The organism is Streptosporangium sp. NPDC049046, assembly GCF_040649155.1.
In the GTDB taxonomy this organism is placed as follows: Bacteria; Actinomycetota; Actinomycetes; order Streptosporangiales; family Streptosporangiaceae; genus Streptosporangium.
Genome location: NZ_JBEZEZ010000027.1, coordinates 66,875 through 85,863 on the forward strand (window position 1 = coordinate 66,875; position 18,989 = coordinate 85,863).

Genomic DNA, 18,989 nt, shown 5'->3' on the forward strand with positions numbered 1-18,989 from the left:
TGGTGCGGGAGATCGGAAGGTGGGCTCAGTGCCGGGGCGCGAGCGTGCCGTCGGTGGTCATGCGGCGGAAGGCGGCGGCGACCTCCTCGGTGCGGGCGATGGCCGCCCGTTCGAGGACCTTGCTGATGCTCGGCGACGCCTCGCCGCCGGTCACCCGCTGTACCGGGTGGTCGAGCCAGTCGAAGTAGCGGCGCTGGATCTCGTCGGCGAGCCAGCCCCCGTAGGAGGTGCCGACCGCCCCCTGCTCGACGATGAGCACGGTGCCGGTCTTCATCACGCTGGCGCCGATGGTGTCCCAGTCGATGCTGGCCCGGTCCAGCCAGCGCAGGTCGATGATCTCGGGGTCGATCTCACCGACCTGCTCGGCCGCCTCCAGGCAGTGGGCGACCATCGACAGGTAGGAGAGCACGGTCACGTCCCGGCCCGCCCGGCGCACCGCGGCGCGGCCGACCGGGATGTGGTAGTCGAGGTCGTCCATCGGCCCGGTGCCGGTGCTGGTGTACAGGTCGACGTGCTCGATGACCACCACGGGGTCGTCGCAGCGGAGCGCGGTGTTCATCAGGCCCACGTAGTCGAAGGGGGTGCTGGGCGCGACGATCCGCCACCCCGGCGCGGTGGCGAAGATTCCGGCCGGGTCCATCGAGTGCTGCGAGCCGTAGCCGGTGCCGGTGCCCACCTTGCTGCGCAGCACCAGCGGTACCGGGTGGTCGCCGCCGAACATGTGCCTGGCCTTGCCGATCTGGTTGAACAGCTGGTCGGCCGCCACCCAGAGGAAGTCGGCGTACATGAACTCCACGACCGGGCGGTAGCGGCCGTCCATGGCCAGTCCGCCGGCCAGTCCGGCGAACGCGTTCTCGCTGATCGGGGTGCCGAGAACCCGGTCGGGGAAGGCGTCGGCCAGTCCCTTGGTGGCCCCGTTGGTACCGCCCTTGAGGCGGTGCACGTCCTCGCCCATGACGACGACGGCGGGGTCGGTCTCCATCCGGCGGGCCATCACCTCGGCGACCACGTCGACGAACTCGCGCTCGTCGAGCCGGCCAGAGAATGTGGCCTCCTCCTCGTAGCGCACCTCGGAGCCGAACTCCGACAGGTCGCCGCGTACGCCGACGTCACGAAAACCGGGCTCGGGCCACTCCGACGGGCGGATACGGCGCTGGCCGGGCTTGCCGCCGGGGAGAGGCTCGAGCAGCCGGTCGCCGATCACCCGCATCATGGCGGCGGCCTGGTCGACGGCCCTGCTCGCCTCCTGCTCGGTGAGCGCGCCGCGCCGGAGCAGGTGGCCGGTCATCAGCGTGATGGGGTCGCGCTGCCGCCACTGCCGCTCCTCCTCCTTGGAGCGGTAGCCGAACGCGCTGCCGGGGAAGGGGCCGTTCTGGTGGTAGTACCGGTACAGGTCGGCCTCGATGATGACCGGCCCGTTGCCCGCCCGCATGTGGGCCAGCGCCTCGCCCATCGCCAGGTGGACGGCGAGTGGATCCATGCCGTCCACCCGCCAGCTGGGGATGGCGAAGCCGAGACCGCGCACCGAGAGCCGAGGTTCCGCGGTGACCTCGCGGACATGGGTGGAGACCGCGTACTGGTTGTTCTCGATGAAGAAGCAGATCGGCAGGGACCAGGCGGCGGCGAGGTTGAAGCTCTCCAGCACCGAGCCGATGTTGGCGGCGCCGTCACCGAAGTAGGCGACCGAGACCGCGTCGGTGCCCGCCCGCCGGTGTGCCCACGCGAAGCCGGCCGCCTGCGGGACGCCGCCGCCGACGATGGCGTTGGTGCCCATCGCTCCGGCTTCCGGCCACTGCAGGTGCATGGATCCACCCCGGCCCCGGCAAAAACCGCGGGCCAGCCCGCAGATCTCGGCCAGCGTCCGGGTGAGCAGGTCGGTGACCGGGGCGGGCAGGTCGCCGCGCGGGTCCCAGCCGCCGGGCAGCACATGTCCCAGCGCCTTGGACAGGAACTGGTGGTGGCCCCGGTGGGATCCGGTGATGGTGTCGGCCGAGGTGAGGGAGAGGATCGACCCGACCGCCCCGGCCTCCTGACCGACGCTGGAGTGGGCGGGCCCGTGGACCAGTCCGGACCCGGCGAGTTCGAGGACGTACTCCTCGAAGGCGCGGATCAGCACGAGTTGCCCGAACATCGCGCGCAGCAGGTCGGGGTCGGCCGCGTCCCAGTCCGCCTCCGTGGTGGTCAACTCCAGCCAGGGGGTGGGCGCGGCGAGGTCCTGGTGTTTGGTCATGTGTGTTCTCTTCCAGGTGGACAAGCCAGAGGCCGGGCAGGTTCCGGCGCGGGGGCGCCGGCGCTCTGCCGGGCGACCGGGACCGGTCGGCCGCACCCCCTCCGCGATCCGCGGTTGTTACCGACCATCGCACAGATTGGATCCGATCTCACACTACCGTTATGTCTTCGTAACGGAAGAATGTGCTCTCAACATTGACTTTCCATACTTTGGGCGACCAAGCTACCGATCCACCAGGCCTTATTGGATCCATACTCGGTGAAGGTGCGGCAGTGGAAACTTCCAAGAAACAGATCGTCAACGGATTCGGAGGTGGGATACATGGCTGAAGGGGGTGCCCCTGGGTTGCCGGGGCTCGTCGGCCTGGACCATGTCGGTCTGACCGTTCCCGACATCGACCAGGCCACCGAGTTCCTGGTGGACGTGCTCGGGTGCGAGTACCTCTACCCGCTCGGCGCCAAGTCCGACGACGGGGACTGGATGACCACCCATCTCAACGTGCATCCCCGGGCCCGGGTGGACAAGCTGCGGTTCTTCCGCTGCGGCAACCAGCCGGTCTTCGAGGTCTTCGAGTACGAGGCCCCCGACCAGGCGCAGACCCCGCCGCGTAACAGCGATGTCGGCGGTCACCACCTCGCCCTGTACGTGGAGGACATCGACGCCGCGGCGGACTACCTGCGCTCCCGCGGTGTGACCGTGCTCGGCGGCCCCACCGCCAGCGACGGCCCGCACGCCGGGCAGCGCTGGATCTACTTCCTCGCCCCCTGGGGTGCCCAGTTCGAACTGGTCTCCTACCCGCGCGGCCGGGCGTGGTACCTGCGGGAGGAACAGAGCCAGGCGGTGGGCGGATGACCGGCCTCACCTCGGGCCTGGAATCCGCGGACGACAAAACGGGCGCCGCCACCAGCGTGATGAGCCACCAGATCGCCGAGCACCTGCGCGAGCAGATCCTGTCCGGGGCGCTCAAGCCGGGCGCCAGGATCCGTCAGGAGGAGGTCGCGAAAGACTTCGGCGCCAGCCGCCTGCCGGTGAGAGAGGCGCTGCGCATCCTGCACTCCCAGGGCCTGGTCACCCTCAAGGCCAACAGCGGCGCCTGGGTCTCGGAGATGAACGCGGCGGAGTGCGACGTCACCTACAAGATCCGCGAACGGCTGGAACCGCTCGCGCTCACCGAGAGCATCCCGCACCTGCCGGCCGAGACGATCCGGCGCCTGGAGCGGATCCAGGACGAGATCGAGGCCAACACCAGCCTGGACAGGTTTCTCCACCTCGACCGTGAACTGCACCTGCTGTCCTACTCGGGCAACCCCTACAAGGAGCTCCGGGACATGATCGAAAGGCTGTGGAACATAACCCAGCCGTACCGGCGCGCGTACGTCGAACGCGCGGGCCACGAACGGGAATGGGTGATCAACGCCGAACACCGACTGCTCATCGACGCGATCCGGCGCGCCGACACCACGGACGCGGAGCGTCTGCTGGCAGGGCACATCCGCAGGACCCGGATCGCACTCCTACCGGTCATCGAACGCAACTCCACGGGCCGCTGAGCCACACCGGACGCGGCTCCACCCGCGTCCGGCACGCTGCGGCGAAAGGTGACTCCGGGACCAGAACTCCCGGACGCGCCCTCCACATGGCCGTCCCGCAACGAACGGTCAGTACACGAAGAACGACATCACCACCCAAGCAAAGCAGGTCTCATGTCATACCACATCACAACGGGCAGGCGTGTACTGACCCTGTTCGCCGCGGCAGCCCTCACCCTCACCGCATGCTCCTCCGGCGACACCACGGCCACCGGCGACGGCGCGGCCACCGGCGAACCGGCCGCCGCCGACAGCGGCGAGATCGGCTTCTCCGAGTCCTTCCTCACCGACGCCTTCCAGGTCCAGCTGGTCAAGCAGCTCGGCGAGCAGGCCACCGCGGCCGGCGTCAACCTGCTGCCCGCGGTCAACGCCGACGGCGACGCGGCCAAGCAGAACGCCGACATCACCACCCTGCTCGGCCGGGGCGTCAAGGGCCTCATCGTGGTCCCGGTGGACAGCAAGGCGGTCGCCCCCGCCATCGGCCGGGCCAACGACAAGAACGTCCCCGTGGTCACCGTCGACCTGGGCGCCGACTCGGGCAAGATCTACATGGTGGTCCGCGCGGACAACGTCTTCATGGGCACGGCCGCCTGCGAGTACATGGGCAAGCAGATCAACGGCGAGGGTACCGTCCTCGACCTCCAGGGCGACCTGGCCACCCAGAACGGCCAGGACCGCAGCAAGGGCTTCACCACCTGCATGGCCGAGAAGTTCCCCAACGTCAAGGTCATCTCCAAGCCGATGAACTGGAAGCCGGACGAGTGCGCCACCCAGGCGCAGACGGTGCTCAGCACCGAGAAGCTGACCGGTCTGTTCATGGGCAGCGAGTCGGTCTGCCTGGCCGGAGTCCAGCAGGCGCTGCGCAAGCAGGGCAAGCTCACCAAGGTCGGCGACCCCGACCACATCGTCACCGTCGGCATCGACGGCTCCAAGGCGGCGCTGGAGGCGGTGCGGGAAGGCACCCTCGACGCCGTCGTGTCACAGCCGCTGGACCTGTACGCCAAGTACGGCATCCAGTACATCCAGGATGCGATCGCGGGCAAGACCTACCAGCCGGGCCCCACCGACCACGACAGCACCATCGTCGAGGTCGGGGAGTCCCTCCAGGACCTGCTTCCCTCACCCACGGTGACCAAGGAGAACGTGGACGACCCCAGCCTGTGGGGCAACGGCTGACCCCCTCCCGGTGATCTCCGGTGGCGCGCCCGCGGGCCCGCCACCGGAGACGATCCAGAACCCAAGGAAGGAGGGCGCGGAGCAATGCCACAGGCCCCTTCAGAACAGGCCGGCGCGGAGCAGGCCATCGTGATGGACCAGGTGTCCAAGGCGTTCGGGCCGACCAAGGCGCTGTCGGCGGTGTCCCTCACCGTCAACCGGGGCGAGTCACGGGCGCTGATCGGCAAGAACGGGGCGGGCAAGTCCACCCTGATGTCGATCCTCACCGGCCTCACCCAGCCCGACAGCGGCTCGGTCCGGGTGCTCGCCGACGGCGACGCCACGGGAACCGCCGGCGTCGGATGCGTCTACCAGCGCAGCACGCTGATCCCCGCCGCCACCGCCGCGGAGAACATCGCCCTGGCCAGGTTCCCCCGCTCTCGGGCAGGGTTCATCCGCTGGTCCGAGGTGCAGCGGCAGGCCACCGAGCTGCTCGCCGAATGGGAGTACGCGCACCTGGCCGACACCCCGGTCGAACAGCTGGAGCCGCTGGAACGGAAGGTCGTCGAGATCTGCCGGGTGCTCTCCCAGGGGCCGCGGGTGCTGCTCTTGGACGAACCCACCGCCGGTCTGGACCGAGGCGCCTCGCAGCGCCTGTTCCACCACATCGAGAAGGCCCGCGCCCGGGGCGTGACGATCATCTACGTCTCCCACCACCTGCACGAGGTCTTCGAGGTGTGCGACTCGGTCACCGTGCTGCGCGACGGCTGGACGGTGCTGACCGAGCGGCTCTCCCGGATGACCGTGCCCGACCTGGTGGACGCGATGGTCGGCGAGGCGGCGGCCGGTGCGGGCGACGGCCCGCACGCGGCCAGGGCCGAACCGACCCTGCCGCCCGTCCTGGTCGCCTCCGGCGTCACCGCACCCAAGGTGAGCGACGTGGATCTGGCCCTGCGGCCGGGCGAGTGCGTCGGCCTGACCGGCCTGGACGGCGCCGGGCACATGCAACTGGCCGAGGTGCTCACCGGCCAGCGCCCGGCCGAGTCGGGCGCCGTCACCCTGGACGGCAGGCCGCTGCCGCTCGGCGACATCAGCGGCTGCATCCAGGCCGGCATCGGCTTCACCCCGGAGGACCGGCACATCAGCGGCTACGTGCCCGGACTGAGCGTGGCCGAGAACGCGACCCTGAACATCATGCCGCGATTCGTCAACAGGTTCCGGCTGATCAACGGCAGGAAGCGGGACGAGTTCTACTCGCGGCTGGCCGGGGAGTGGCACATCAAGGCCTACGGCGCCACCCAGCCGACCGAGGAACTCAGCGGCGGCAACCAGCAGAAGGTCGTGCTGGCCCGCTCGGTGGCCGCCGACCCCAAGGTGCTGGTCCTGGTCAACCCCACCGCCGGGGTGGACGTGTCCGCCAAAAAGTCGATCTACGACACCATCGAGGAGCTCCGCGCGGACGGACGGGCCGTGCTGATCGTGAGCTCCGACGACGCGGACCTGGAGATCTGCGACCGCATCGTCGTCATGGTCCACGGGGAGGTGTCGACGGAACTGCGGCACCCCTTCACCGAAGGCATGATCGCCGCGGCCGTGCAGGGTGACGGCACCGCCGAGCCGGACCGGCGGCCGTCTGGAGAGGAAGATTCACAGTGAGTGCACTATCCCCGAAGAAACCGGCGCCGGAGTCGGTGGCCGCCGCGCCGTCGTCGCCGTCGTCACCTTCGCCGCCGGCCACCCGGCGGGCGCGCAGGTCCGTCGACCCCGTCGTGCTCACCCTGCTGCCCATCATCATCCTGGCGGTGATCGTGGGCGCCGTGGTGAGCCCCGCCTTCCTCACCACCACCAACATCATCGACAACATCATCACCACCTCGGCCGTGCTCGGCGTGCTGGTGATCGCGGAGAGCCTCATCCTGATCGGCGGCTACTTCGACCTGTCCCTTGAGGCCACCGTGGGTTTCGCGCCGATGCTGCTGGCCGTGCTGGTCTCCGGCGTGGCCGACAGCGGGTTCGGGCTGCCGTTCTGGGCGGGCCTGCTGATCATGATCCCGGCCGTGTTGCTGATCGGCCTGGCCAACGGGCTGATGATCGCCAAGCTGAGGCTCAACGCGTTCATCGTCACCCTGGCCATGCTGATCCTGCTGCAGGGACTGACCATCGGCCTGTCCGGAGGACAGACCTACGCGATGCTGCCCGATGCCATGACCTACCTGGGCGACGGCGTCATCCTGGGCCTGCCCGTGCAGGCGTGGATCTTCGTGCTCGCCTTCGCCGGCGCGTACGTGTTCATGAAGCTCACCCCGACCGGCCGGAGCATCTACGCGATGGGCGGCAACCTGGAGGCGGCGAGGGCCGCCGGGATCAAGACCACCCGGCTCACCATCGGCGTGATCGTGGCGGGCAGCCTGCTGGCCGCCCTGGCCGGGCTGATGCTGACCGGCAGGATCGCCTCGGTGACCGCCAACCAGGGCAACGGCCTCATCTTCACCGTGTTCGCCGCCGCCGTCATCGGCGGGATCAGCCTCAACGGCGGCCGGGGCAACCTGATCGGCGCCGCTCTGGGCGTGATCCTGCTCGGCGTCATCCAGAACATCCTCACGCTCTCCAACGTGCCGTCGTTCTGGATCAACGCCGCGTACGGGGCGATCATCCTGGCCGCGCTGCTGGTCGGCTGGGTCTCCACCCAGCGCTTCTCGGGCCGAAGGACACCGGCATGAGCGCCGGACAGTGGCCCGCGGGCACCATGCCCGCCCTGGTCTTCACCGCCCCGGGGGTCCTCTCCGTGGAACGGGTGCCCGTGCCGGAGCCGGCCGCGGGCGAGGTCCTGGTACGGGTGGCCTACCTCGGGATCTGCGGGACCGACGTGCACCTGCTCGACGGCAGCAGCGCGTACGTGTCGAGCGGGCTGACCCACTTCCCGATCAGGTTCGGCCACGAGTGGGCCGGCGAGGTCGTCGCGGTCGGGCCCTCGGTCCCCGCCGACCTGGTCGGCGAGCGGGTGGTGGGTGAGCCGTTCCTGTCCTGTGGTCAGTGCCTGACCTGCCGCGGCGGCCACTACAACCTCTGCCCGGACCGGTACGAGCTGGGTGTGCGCGGGGCGGTGCCCGGCGCGGCGGCCCGCTACCTGCGGATCCCGGCCGCCAACGTGCACGTGGTGCCCGCCGGGGTGGAGAGCGCGCACGCGCTGCTGGCCGAGCCACTGGTGACCGTGCTCAGCGCCTTCGAGGAGGCCGCCGCCCAGCCGGGCGAGCCCGTCGCCGTGCTGGGCACCGGCACCCTCGGCCTGCTCGCGGTGCAGGTCGCCGCCGCCATGCGCAGCCCGGTGGACGTCATCGGCATCGACCCCGAAGGGCTGAAGATGGCGCTTCAGCTCGGCGCCCGGGCTGCCTGGACGCCGCAGGACGCGCCGAGCGACGCCTACCAGGTGGTGATCGAGGCCACCGGGTCCGCCGCGATCGGCCCGGTGCTGACCAGGGTCGCCGGCATCGCCGGGCGCGTGCTCCAGGTCGGCATCCCGGGCCGTCCGGTGGACGGGGTGGACCTGGCGGCCTTCGTCACCAAGGGCCTGCGCCTGTCCGGTGTGCTCGGCGGCGTCGACCTGATGCCCCGGGCACTGCACCTGATCGCCGACGGCGCGGTTTCCCCCACCGCGCTCATCGAGCGGGTGTTCCCGGTGGCCGGGGCGCGCGAGGCGTTCGACCGGATGCGGGAGGCCGGCCGGGCCCGGCCCAAGCTCGTCATCGATCTGTCGGAACTCCAGGGGGAGGAACCCGGATGAGTGAGAAGACCACCGTCGGCTGGATCGGCGCGGGACGGATGGGATCGGCGATGGTCCGCCGGCTGCTGCTCGCCGGTCACCCGGTGACCGTCTGGAACCGCACGCCGGCCAAGGCCGAGCCGCTGCGCGAGGCGGGGGCGCGGCTCGCCGCGGAGCCGGGGGAGACGGCGACCGCCCAGGTGACCGTCACCAGCCTGGCCGCCTCCGCGGACCTGGAGGACGTGGCGCTCGCGCTGCTGGCCGCCGAGCACCGCCCGTCGGTGCTGGTGGACACCTCCACCGTGTCGGTGGAATCCTCCCGCCGGGTGCGGGAGGCGGCGGCCGAGGCGGGGGTGCCGTTCCTGTCCGCGCCGGTCAGCGGCAACCCGTCGGCCCTCGAGGCGGGCACCGCGTCGTTCGTCTGCTCGGGCTCGCCGGAGGCCTACGACCGGGCTCGGGGGGTGCTGGAAGCGATCGGGCGGGCCGCCACCTACGCGGGCGCGGGCGACGAGTCCCGGCTGCTGAAGATCTGCCACAACCTGCTGCTCGCCATCACCACCCAGGGTCTGGCCGAGGTCGTCGTGCTCTGCGAGCGACTCGGCGTCGACCGGGGCACGCTGATGGAGTTCCTCAACGAGAGCGTGGTCGGCTCGGCGTTCACCCGCTACAAGACCGAGGCCGTCCGCACGATGGACCTCACCCCCACCTTCACCTCCCGGCTGCTGCTCAAGGACGTCGACCTCGGCCTGGCCGAGGCGACCGCCGGGCAGGTGCCGTTGCCGCTCGTCGCCATGGTGCGCACGCTGCTGGTCGCCGCCCTCGCGCAGGGGCACGGCGAGGAGGACTTCCTGTCGCTGCTGGCCGTGCAGGAGAAAGCGGCCGGAAAAGGAGTAACCGCATGACCTTGGACCCGAACGCCATCGGCGCGCCCGGCCACATGGGCGTGGACTTCGAGACCCGGGTGGACTTCACCCGGCTCCGCGACTACCGGCTGGCCCGCGCCCGCGCCGCGCTGGAGGCCTCCGACCTCGGCGCGATGCTCGTCTTCGACGTCAACAACATCCGCTACCTGACCGGTTCGGTGATCGGCGAATGGTCGCGGGACAAGATGACCAGGTACGCCCTGCTGATCCGGGGCCGCGAACCCATCCTGTGGGACTTCGGCTCGGCCGCCAAGCACCACAAGCTGTACGCGCCGTGGCTGCTGCCGGACAACTGCCGGGCCGGCATGGTCGGCCTGCGCGGCGCGGTCGCCCCCGAGGTCGGCCTGTTCACCCGCGCCGTTCAGGAGATCAAGGACCTGCTGGTGGAGGCGGGTCAGCAGGACGCGCCGGTCGGCGTGGACATCGCCGAGCCGCCGCTGCTGTTCGCCATGCAGCAGGCTGGCCTGACCATGGCCGACTGCCAGCAGGTGATGCTGGAGGCCAGGCAGATCAAGAACATCGACGAGATCCTGCTGCTGAACCAGTCCGCGGCCATGGTGGACGGCGCCTACCAGCGCATCGCCGAAGCGCTCAAGCCGGGCATCCGGGAGAACGACCTGGTGGCGATGGCCAACGCCTACCTGTACGAGATGGGCTCCGACGACGTCGAGGCGATCAACGCGGTCTCCGGCGAGCGCTGCAACCCGCACCCGCACAACTTCACCGACCGCATCATCCGGCCGGGCGACACCTGCTTCTTCGACATCATCCAGTCCTACAACGGCTACCGGACCTGCTACTACCGCACGCTCAACGTCGGCTCCTCGACCCCGGCCCAGCGGGACGCCTACACCAAGGCCAGGGAGTGGATCGACGCCGCGATCGAGCTGGTCAAACCCGGCACCTGGACCGACGAGATCGCCCGCGCCTGGCCGAGGGCGCAGGACTTCGGCTTCGCCTCCGAGATGGACGCCTTCGGCCTCCAGTTCGGGCACGGCCTCGGGCTCGGCCTGCACGAGCGGCCGATCATCTCACGCCTCAACTCGATCGAGCACCCGGTCCAGATCGAGGAGGGCATGGTCTTCGCGCTGGAGACCTACTGCCCGGCGAGCGACGGCAGGTCCGCCGCCCGCATCGAGGAGGAGGTCGTGGTGACCCGCGAGGGCGCGAAGGTCATCACCCTCTTCCCCGCGCAGGACCTCTTCGTCGCCAACCCGTACTGACGGACCGGTTAGGAGTCAAACCCCATGCCCCACCCCGACCTGCTGGCCACCTGCTGGACCACCGCGGGAGACGCCGTCCCGCTGCCCGGCCGAGACGCCAGCCCCATCCCTCTGCCGGTACGGATCGAGCAGGCGGCCCGCGCGGGTTTCGCCGGCTTCGGGCTGATGCACGTCGACCTGGAGGAGTTCCTCCGCACCTCCGACCTGCCGACGCTGCGGCGGATCCTCGACGACAACGGCATCCGCCACCTGGAGCTGGAGTTCCTGACCGACTGGTGGCTGGACGAGGAGGAGAGGGCCGAGTCCGACCGCGTCCTGGACCTGCTGGTGAAGGCGAGCGAGGCCCTCGGCCCGCACCACGTCAAGATCGGCCCGGACATCACCGGCGGCCCGTACGACCTGGAACGTTCCGCCGCCGGGTTCCATCGGGTGAGCGAGGCGTTCGCCCAGGCCGGGACCGCCGTGGCGCTGGAGTTCATGCCGTTCTCCAACATCGACACCCTGGCCAGGGCGGTCGAGCTGGTGACCACCGCCGGACACCCGGCCGGAGGTCTCATGCTCGACCTGTGGCACGTCGAGCGCGGGGCCGCCACCTTCGAGGAGCTGGCCCGCCTGCCGATCGACCTGATCAAGGGCGTCGAGCTGGACGACGGGGCCGCCGAGCAGATCGGCGACGGCTACACCGACACCGTGCTGAGGCGGAGGCTCTGCGGCCAGGGCGACTTCCGGGTCACCGAGTTCATCGGCCTGCTGCGCGACCTCGGCTGGAGCGGGCCGTGGGGTGTGGAGATCCTCTCCGAGACCTACCGGGTGCGCCCGCTGGAGTCGGCGCTGCCGGAGGCGTACACGACGGCGGCCCGGCAGTTCGAGCCGTCTGAAGGAGCCTGAGCCATGCCACTCACCGACAAGATCTCCATCGTCACCGGCGCCGCCAGCGGTATCGGCGCGGCCACCGCCGAGCGGTTCGCCGCCGAGGGCGCCGTCGTCTACGCCGCCGACATCGCCGCGCGGCCCAGGGACGAGGGCCGCACCCACCACCGCAGGCTGGACGTCGCCGACCTGGACTCGTGGGCCGCCCTCGTCGCCGAGATCACCGACCGGCACGGACGCGTCGACGTCCTGTTCAACTGCGCCGGATTCGTCGGCTCCTACGACTCGCTGACCGAGATCGCTCTGGACGACTGGCACCGCATCGTGGCCGTCAACCAGACCGGCGTCTTCTACGGCATGCGTTCGGTGATCCCGGCGATGCGGCGGGCCGGGGGCGGGGCGATCGTCAACATGTCCTCGGCGTGGGGGCTGATCGGCTCGGCGGGGGTCGCCGCGTACCAGGCGGCCAAGGGGGCCGTCACGGTGATGACCAAGAACGCCGCCATGTCCTACGCCGCCGACGGCATCCGGGTGAACTCGGTCCACCCCGGGCTCATCACCACGCCGATGACCGACGCCCAGGATCCGGAGATCTCCGCCGACCTGGTACAGCAGACGCCGCTCGGCCGGGCAGGCCGGGCCGACGAGGTCGCCGCCGCCGTCCTGTTCCTCGCCTCCGACGAGGCGTCCTTCATCACCGGGGCGCAACTCGTCGTCGACGGCGGCCTGATCGTGCACTGAGCCATGACGATCTCAGAAACCTCGCGCAGGGCCGTGGTGGTCCACCGGTCGGACGGCGGCCTGACGGTCAGCTGCGACCTGCTGCCCGTCCCGCCCATGGAGGACGCCGCCCTGCGGGTCCGCCCCGAGTACGTCGGCATCTGCGGCTCCGACCTGGAGCAGCTCTCCGGCGGGATGGACCCCGGCTTCGAGGTCCGCTTCCCGCACGTGCTCGGCCACGAATGGTCCGGCGTGGTCGTCGAGGCGGGCCCCAACACCTCCCGGTTCCGCCCGGGGGACCGGGTGATCGGGCACGGCGCGCTCGGCGGCAACATCTGGTTCGGGGTGTCCACCGACGGCGCGATGGCCGACACCTTCCTGGTCCCCGAGGCGATGTGCTTCGCCGTCCCGCCCGCCGTCTCCTCGCTGCGCGCCGCCCTGGTCGAGCCGCTCGCCTGCTGCCTGCAGGCGCTGCGCACGGCGGGCGGGGCCGACGCCGGCCACACCGTGGCCGTCTTCGGGTGCGGTGCCATCGGCCTGTCCATGGTCGGCCTGGCCCGCACTCTCGGCGCGCGGGTGGTGGCTGTGGACCGCAGCCCGTACCGGCTGGCCCTGGCCGCGCGGCTGGGCGCCGACCACCGCGTCGAGGCCGCCCCCGGTGTGGACGTGGCCGCCGCCGTGCTGGACGTGCTCGGCCCGCGCGGCGCCGACCTGGTCGTGGAGGGGTCGGGCGCCCCCGCCGCGCAGGCCGCCGCCTTGGACGTCACCGCCCAGGACGCCAGGGTGCTGTTCATGGGCCTGGCGCACCGGCGCTCCGAGCAGGTGTCGCTGCACCAGATCCAGAACCGCAACCTGCGGTTGTCGTCCTCCACCGGCGCGCCGCCGCAGATCTGGGAACCCACGCTCCGGCTGCTCGACCGTACCGGCCTGGACCTGTCACCCATGGTCTCCGACGTGTTCGCCTTCGAGGACTGCGCCGCCGCCGTCGCGGCCGCCGGCGACGCGGGCGGCCACGCCAAGGTCATGCTCAGCCCGGACGGAGGTGGGCACCGGTGAGCCCGCTCTTCACACCGCTCACCCTGCGCGGACTGACCTTCCCCAACCGCGTCTGGATCTCCCCGATGTGCCAGTACGCCGCCGAGGACGGCCTGGTGTCCGACTGGCACCTGGTCCACCTGGGCGGCCTGGCCACCGGCGGGGCCGGGCTGATCGTGGCCGAGTCCACCGGGGTCACCCCCGAGGGCCGGATCAGCCCGTACTGCGCGGGCATCTACAGCGACGAGCAGACCGAGGCGTGGGCGCGGATCGTCCGGTTCGTCCACCAGCAGGGCACGCTCATCGGCCTCCAGCTCGCGCACGCCGGACGCAAGGCGTCCACCTCCGCCCCATGGACCGGCGAGCGCCGGGTGCCCTACGCCGACGGCGGCTGGCCGACCATCGGGCCCTCGCCGGTCCCGTACGGGGACCTGCCCGCCCCCCGGGAGATGACCGAGAAGGACCTGGCGGCGGTGAGGGACGCCTTCGCCGCCGGAGCGGAACGCGCCCTGCGCGCCGGTTTCGACGTGGTCGAACTCCACGCCGCGCACGGCTACCTGCTGCACGAGTTCCTCTCCCCGCTGACCAACCGGCGCACCGACCGCTACGGCGGCTCGCTGGAGAACCGGATGCGCTACCCCCTGGAGGTCGTCGCCGCCGTCCGCGAGGCGTGGCCGGACGACCGCCCGCTGCTGGTGCGCATCTCGGTCACCGACTGGGCGCCCGGCGGCTGGGATCCACCGTCCTCGGTCGAGCTGGCCAGGCGACTCGCCGCGCTCGGCGTGGACCTGGTGGACTGCTCCTCCGGCGGGCTGCTCCCCGACGCCGCCATCCCGGCCGACGGCACCTACCAGACCGACCTGTCCGAGACGATCCGCTCGGGCGCGGGCGTACGCACCGCCGCCGTCGGCCGGATCGCCGACCCCCGGCAGGCCGAGGAAGTGCTCGCCTCCGGCCAGGCCGACGCCGTGCTCATCGGCCGGGCCGCGCTTCGCAACCCGCGCTGGCCGCTGGCCGCCGCAGGGCAGGTCGGCGCCGACCTGCCCTGGCCGGTCCAGTACGAGCGAGCCAAATCCCGCCCCACTCCCGTGGAGAACTCGTGAAAATCAAATCCGAACTGTTCATCGGCGGCGAATGGGTCCCCGGGACCGACACGCTGCCGGTCCTGGATCCCGCGCTGGGCGAGCCGATCACCGAGGTCGCCGTGGCGGGCGAGCGCGAATGCGCCCAGGCGGTCGACGCGGCCGCCGCCGCCCTCGCACCGTGGGCCGCCCGTGCCCCCAGGGAGCGCGCCGAGATCCTGCGCCGCGCGTACGAGCTGATGACGGCGGAGGTCGACGACATCGCCCGGCTCATCGTCAGGGAGAACGGCAAGGTGCTGGCCGACGCCAAGGCCGAGGTCGTCTACGCCGCCGAGTTCTTCCGCTGGTTCGCCGAGGAGGCCGTCCGGGTGACCGGCGACTACCGGCTGGCCCCCGGCGGCGACAAGCGCATCATCGTCACCCACCAGCCGATCGGGGTGTCGCTGCTCATCACGCCGTGGAACTTCCCGGCCGCGATGGCGACCCGCAAGATCGGCCCGGCGCTGGCGGCGGGCTGCTCGGTGGTGCTCAAGCCCGCCACCGAGACGCCGCTCACCGCGCTGGCCGTGGCCGACGTGCTGGCCCGCGCGGGGGTCCCCGACGGTGTGGTCAACGTGGTGGTCGCCGCGCCCACCGCGCAACGGGTCAGGGAGATGCTGCACGACCCCCGGGTCGTCAACCTCTCCTTCACCGGATCCACCGAGGTCGGCCGGGTCCTCCTGCACGAGGCCGCGGACCAGGTGGTGCGCACCTCGATGGAACTGGGCGGCAACGCGCCGTTCCTGGTGCTGGCCGACGCCGACGTCCAGGCGGCGGTGGAGGGCGCGATGATCGCCAAGCTCCGCAACGGCGGCGCGGCGTGCACCGCGGCCAACCGCTTCTACGTCCACCGCGCCGTCGCCGAGGAGTTCACCGCCGCGTTCGCCCACGCGATGGCCGGACTGAAGGTGGGCTCCGGGCTCGACCCCGCCAACCACATCGGCTCCCTGGTCTCCACGACCGAACGCGGCAAGGTCGCCGAACTGGTCGACCAGGCGGTCGGTGCCGGCGCACGCCCGGTCACCGGCGGGGCTGTCCTGGACGGGCCCGGGGCGTTCTACCCGCCCACCGTGCTGGCCGGCATCGAGCCGGACGCCGCCATCCTCGATGTGGAGATCTTCGGACCGGTCGCCCCCATCGTCGTGTTCGACTCCGACGAAGAGGCGGTGACCAGGGCCAACGCCACACCGTACGGGCTGATCAGCTACGTCTACACCGGCGACCTGCGCCGAGGGCTCCGGGTCGCGGAACAGCTCGACGCCGGCATGGTCGCCCTCAACCGGGGCGTGCTCTCCGACCCCGCGGCGCCGTTCGGCGGCGTCAAGCAGAGCGGGCTCGGCAGGGAGGGCGGGTTCGACGGGATCCACGAGTTCCTGGAGACCAAGTACATCGCCGCCGACATCTGAACCACACGAAACGGAGTATCCATGCAAACTCACCTCGCGGGACGTAAAGTCCTGATCACCGGTGGCGCGTCCGGCATCGGCGCGGCGACCGTCCGCGCGATGCTCGCCGAAGGCGCCGACGTGGTCGCGGCCGACCACGACGCCGCCCTGCTCGACCAACTGGAGACCGACACCAAGGGCCTGACCGGCACGCTGCGCTCGGTCCGCGCCGACCTGTCCACCCTGGACGGCTGTGAGAACGCCGTCACCGGCGCGCTCGACCACCTGGGCGGCCTGGACATCCTCGTCAACAACGTCGGCACCGGCAACGTCCGCACCTTCGAGCAGCTCACCGACGACGAGTGGCTGCAGACCATGAACCTCAACTTCATGAGCTACGTCCGGATCAGCCGCGCCGCCCTGCCCCACCTGCGGGCCTCCCAGAACTCACCGGCCATCGTCAACAACGCCTCCGACCTGGCCCGCCAGCCGGAGACCCAGCCCATCGACTACGCCGCCTCCAAGGCCGCCGTCCTCGCCGTCACCAAGGGCCTGTCCCGCATGGAAGGCCCCCACATCCGGGTCAACGCCGTCGCCCCCGGCCCCATCTGGACCCCCTTCTGGACCAAGCCCGGCGGCTTCGCCGACAACCTCGCCATCCTGCACGGCAAGGAGCCCATGGCCGCGGTCGAGCACGAGATGCAACTCCGTCAACTGCCGCTGGCCCGCCTCGGCACTCCCGAAGAGGTCGCCAACGTCGTCCTCTTCCTGGCCAGCCCGCTGGCCGCCTTCGTCACCGGCGCCGTCTGGGGCGTGGACGGCGGAAGCATCCGCGCCCTCTACTAACCTCCGCGACCACACCGTCTCCGTGGCCGGGCGCCGCCCTTCTCGTCCCGTCCGGCCACGAGAGGCACCGGCCCGTACGTCATCGGCTTCAGCCGCTCAGCAGCTTGCGGAGCAGTTCGGCGAACTCGGTGGGGTGCGTGCTGAGTCCCGTGTGCCCGCCGGGGAAGTGAACGAGCTCCGTGCCGAACCGCTCGGCCAGGAAGGCGGCGGGACGGTAGGGCAGTTCGCCGCGTGAGTCTGCTCCGCCCGCGAGCACGAGCCGGTCCGACAGGGCCGCCAGGCGATCCACATCCGGGGTGTATGCCATGAAACTCGGCACGACGCGTCCGAGGAAGTAGGGCATGTTCGCCATCGTCCGCTCGGCTCGCGCGGCGGCCCGCGGCGGCAGCTCGACGGCCTTCTCGGCGGCGACGGGCCCCTCGTCGTCCGGCCGCCGCAGGCCCGCCGCGAACTCGGCCACCGCGGGCATCAACCCGTCTCGGCGGAAGGTCTCCTGGACGCGGGCGAGCAGTGCGCGGTGCTCGGCGGCGTCCGGCAACACCTCCACCACCGGCGGCTCGTGCGCGACCACGCGTTCGATCCGCTCGTAGTGGGCGCAGAGCAGATGCAGCGCGACGATCGCCCCCGAACTGCAGCCGACCACGCGGACGGGTGCGTCCGGAGACAGTAGATCCAGCAGCCGGAACGCGTCGTCGGCATGCTGATCGACCCGTTGAACGGCCTGTGGGTCGTCCAGCGGGCTGCGGGACAGGCCGCGTGGGTCGTAGGAGACGACCGTGTGATCGCCGGCCAGCTCGTCGGCGATGCCGTCGTAGGAGGCCGCGTCGCCGGCACCGCCGGGGATCAGCAGCAGGGGCGGGCCGCTTCCGCGCACCTCGTAGTGCAAGGTGGCACCGTCCACGCGCAGGCCTCCGATGGTCGGGGTGGTCAACGGGGGTCTCCTTCGCCGGGTGAGGGCCAGCGCTCCAGGAGCGCGTGCAGGGCGTCCAGGCAGCGGGCCCAGGAGCTCTCCGCCGGGCGCGCGTGCGCGAACCCGCCGGCGGCCTCCAGGCTGACGAAGCCGTGGAGCGTGCTGCGTACCAGCCGGACCGCGTCGGTCAGGTCGGGCTCGTCCAGCGCGTAGGCGCGCAGCATGCTGTAGGTCAGTTCGACCGCGCGACGCGGTCCGGGCGCTCGGAGCGCGAGCTCGGGATCGATCTGTATCGGGATCTGCGTCGCCGCGTACCGGCCCGGGTGGTCATGGGCGTATGCCCGCCAGGCGTTCGCGAACGCCACCAGCGCGTCCCTACCGGCCCGCCCGGCGGTGGCCTCGGCGATACCGATGGTCTTCTCGTCCGCCGCCAGCAGCGCGATCCGCCCGCGCAGGTCCTCCAGGCCGCGCACGTGCACATACAGGCTCGCGTCCTTCACCCCGAGCCGCCGCGCCACCGCCGACATGGTCACGTGGTCGAGCCCGACCTCGTCCGCCAGCTCGGCACCCGCGAGCGTCACCCGGTCCGCCGTCAACCCGGCCCGCGCCATGCATCCACCCCCTATGCCTTATTGTCCATAGGCTTAACCTAACATGCCTAGGATATTCCTTGGGTTTAAAGGTAGGCGGATATGTCTCCATAAAGGTCCGTGCCCTCGCCGGCCCCGTAACCGGCGAGGGCACGGGCCGCATCGCCTTCCTGCCGTCGGCTCCGCGCTACGGGCGACGCCTCCGCGGCGACCGACACCACTCGTGCCGCCTCCGGCGGTCCCGCCGGAGGCGGTCAGGACGCGTCACGCGACGGCGGTCCCCTCAAGCTCGACCATCAGGCCGGGGATCGCCAGCCGCGTCACCCCGAGCATCGTGGTGGTCGGCGCCACCCCGATGACGCCCAGCCGGGACGCCAGCACGCCGTAGTGCTCGAAGAGCCGATCGACGTCGGTGGTGTAGACGTTGAGCCGGACGAGGTTCGCGAGGGACATGCCGGCCTCGGCGAGCACGGCCTGGAGGTTGTCGAGGCTCAGCGCCAACTGCGCCGCCATGTCATCGGCGTGCTGAGGCTTGCCCTCGTCGCTCATCGCGGTCTGCCCGGAGCAGTACAGGGTCCGGGTGGGTCACTCGCCCCCTCCCTGCCCCGCCACGCGGTATGCGAGAACGTGCT

The 18,989-nt window shown here is 71.2% G+C and carries 18 protein-coding genes; 14 read left to right on the forward strand and 4 right to left on the reverse strand.

Going from position 1 to position 18,989, the window contains the following annotated elements; all coding sequences use genetic code 11:
* Nucleotides 1-25: 25 nt before the first annotated feature.
* Nucleotides 26-2,230, reverse strand: coding sequence for a thiamine pyrophosphate-dependent enzyme (locus tag AB0B96_RS31370; protein WP_362904493.1), 2,205 nt, complete (start codon nucleotides 2,228-2,230; stop codon nucleotides 26-28).
* Nucleotides 2,231-2,551: 321 nt separating this feature from the next.
* On the opposite strand from AB0B96_RS31370, the gene AB0B96_RS31375 reads away from it, so the two are divergent.
* The 14 genes from AB0B96_RS31375 (at nucleotide 2,552) to AB0B96_RS31440 (ending at nucleotide 16,857) form a co-directional block, all read left to right on the forward strand.
* Nucleotides 2,552-3,082 carry a VOC family protein gene (locus AB0B96_RS31375; RefSeq protein ID WP_350949643.1) on the forward strand — a complete coding sequence of 177 codons (531 nt, stop codon included), beginning with the start codon at nucleotides 2,552-2,554 and terminating at the stop codon, nucleotides 3,080-3,082.
* Entirely contained in the window at nucleotides 3,079-3,780 is a 702-nt protein-coding gene (locus tag AB0B96_RS31380; RefSeq protein ID WP_350949644.1) for a GntR family transcriptional regulator, read from the forward strand. Before AB0B96_RS31375 ends, AB0B96_RS31380 begins: the two co-directional genes overlap by 4 nt.
* A gap of 153 nt (nucleotides 3,781-3,933) precedes the next feature.
* Nucleotides 3,934-4,995: a sugar ABC transporter substrate-binding protein gene (locus AB0B96_RS31385; RefSeq protein WP_362904496.1), complete on the forward strand. Its 1,062-nt coding sequence runs from the start codon at nucleotides 3,934-3,936 to the stop codon at nucleotides 4,993-4,995.
* Between the two features lie 84 nt (nucleotides 4,996-5,079).
* Nucleotides 5,080-6,630: a sugar ABC transporter ATP-binding protein gene (locus tag AB0B96_RS31390; RefSeq protein WP_362904498.1), complete on the forward strand. Its 1,551-nt coding sequence runs from the start codon at nucleotides 5,080-5,082 to the stop codon at nucleotides 6,628-6,630.
* Complete coding sequence (locus tag AB0B96_RS31395) at nucleotides 6,627-7,694, forward strand: ABC transporter permease (protein WP_350949647.1); 1,068 nt, start codon at nucleotides 6,627-6,629, stop codon at nucleotides 7,692-7,694. Before AB0B96_RS31390 ends, AB0B96_RS31395 begins: the two co-directional genes overlap by 4 nt.
* Nucleotides 7,691-8,755, forward strand: coding sequence for an alcohol dehydrogenase catalytic domain-containing protein (locus tag AB0B96_RS31400; RefSeq protein WP_362904500.1), 1,065 nt, complete (start codon nucleotides 7,691-7,693; stop codon nucleotides 8,753-8,755). Before AB0B96_RS31395 ends, AB0B96_RS31400 begins: the two co-directional genes overlap by 4 nt.
* A complete protein-coding gene (locus tag AB0B96_RS31405) occupies nucleotides 8,752-9,636 on the forward strand; it encodes an NAD(P)-dependent oxidoreductase (protein ID WP_362904502.1) in 885 nt (294 codons plus the stop codon). Before AB0B96_RS31400 ends, AB0B96_RS31405 begins: the two co-directional genes overlap by 4 nt.
* Nucleotides 9,633-10,880, forward strand: coding sequence for a Xaa-Pro peptidase family protein (locus tag AB0B96_RS31410; RefSeq protein WP_350949650.1), 1,248 nt, complete (start codon nucleotides 9,633-9,635; stop codon nucleotides 10,878-10,880). Before AB0B96_RS31405 ends, AB0B96_RS31410 begins: the two co-directional genes overlap by 4 nt.
* Nucleotides 10,881-10,904: 24 nt before the next feature.
* The gene (locus AB0B96_RS31415) at nucleotides 10,905-11,768 is read left to right on the forward strand and encodes a sugar phosphate isomerase/epimerase (RefSeq protein ID WP_362904505.1); all 864 of its coding nucleotides are present in this window, start codon (nucleotides 10,905-10,907) and stop codon (nucleotides 11,766-11,768) included.
* A gap of 3 nt (nucleotides 11,769-11,771) precedes the next feature.
* A complete protein-coding gene (locus AB0B96_RS31420; protein ID WP_362904507.1) occupies nucleotides 11,772-12,491 on the forward strand; it encodes a glucose 1-dehydrogenase in 720 nt (239 codons plus the stop codon).
* 3 nt (nucleotides 12,492-12,494) lie between these two features.
* Nucleotides 12,495-13,526, forward strand: a complete 1,032-nt coding sequence (locus AB0B96_RS31425; protein ID WP_362904509.1) for a medium chain dehydrogenase/reductase family protein — start codon at nucleotides 12,495-12,497, stop codon at nucleotides 13,524-13,526.
* Nucleotides 13,523-14,608, forward strand: coding sequence for an NADH:flavin oxidoreductase/NADH oxidase (locus AB0B96_RS31430; RefSeq protein ID WP_362904511.1), 1,086 nt, complete (start codon nucleotides 13,523-13,525; stop codon nucleotides 14,606-14,608). The genes AB0B96_RS31425 and AB0B96_RS31430 overlap by 4 nt, the downstream gene beginning before the upstream one ends.
* Nucleotides 14,605-16,032 (forward strand): NAD-dependent succinate-semialdehyde dehydrogenase, encoded by a 1,428-nt coding sequence (locus AB0B96_RS31435; RefSeq protein ID WP_362904512.1) that lies wholly within the window; start codon nucleotides 14,605-14,607, stop codon nucleotides 16,030-16,032. The genes AB0B96_RS31430 and AB0B96_RS31435 overlap by 4 nt, the downstream gene beginning before the upstream one ends.
* 21 nt (nucleotides 16,033-16,053) lie before the next feature.
* On the forward strand, nucleotides 16,054-16,857 hold the full coding sequence (locus AB0B96_RS31440) for an SDR family oxidoreductase (RefSeq protein WP_362904514.1): 804 nt from the start codon (nucleotides 16,054-16,056) through the stop codon (nucleotides 16,855-16,857).
* A gap of 88 nt (nucleotides 16,858-16,945) precedes the next feature.
* Here the strand turns inward: AB0B96_RS31440 and AB0B96_RS31445 are convergent, their stop codons facing one another.
* The 3 genes from AB0B96_RS31445 to AB0B96_RS31455 all read right to left on the reverse strand — a co-directional run bounded on the left by AB0B96_RS31445 (nucleotide 16,946) and on the right by AB0B96_RS31455 (nucleotide 18,930).
* Nucleotides 16,946-17,788, reverse strand: coding sequence for an alpha/beta hydrolase (locus AB0B96_RS31445; protein ID WP_362904516.1), 843 nt, complete (start codon nucleotides 17,786-17,788; stop codon nucleotides 16,946-16,948).
* Nucleotides 17,785-18,378 (reverse strand): WHG domain-containing protein, encoded by a 594-nt coding sequence (locus AB0B96_RS31450; RefSeq protein ID WP_362904518.1) that lies wholly within the window; start codon nucleotides 18,376-18,378, stop codon nucleotides 17,785-17,787. The genes AB0B96_RS31445 and AB0B96_RS31450 overlap by 4 nt, the downstream gene beginning before the upstream one ends.
* Before the next feature lie 243 nt (nucleotides 18,379-18,621).
* The gene (locus AB0B96_RS31455; RefSeq protein ID WP_362904572.1) at nucleotides 18,622-18,930 is read right to left on the reverse strand and encodes a RidA family protein; all 309 of its coding nucleotides are present in this window, start codon (nucleotides 18,928-18,930) and stop codon (nucleotides 18,622-18,624) included.
* Nucleotides 18,931-18,989: the final 59 nt, after the last annotated feature.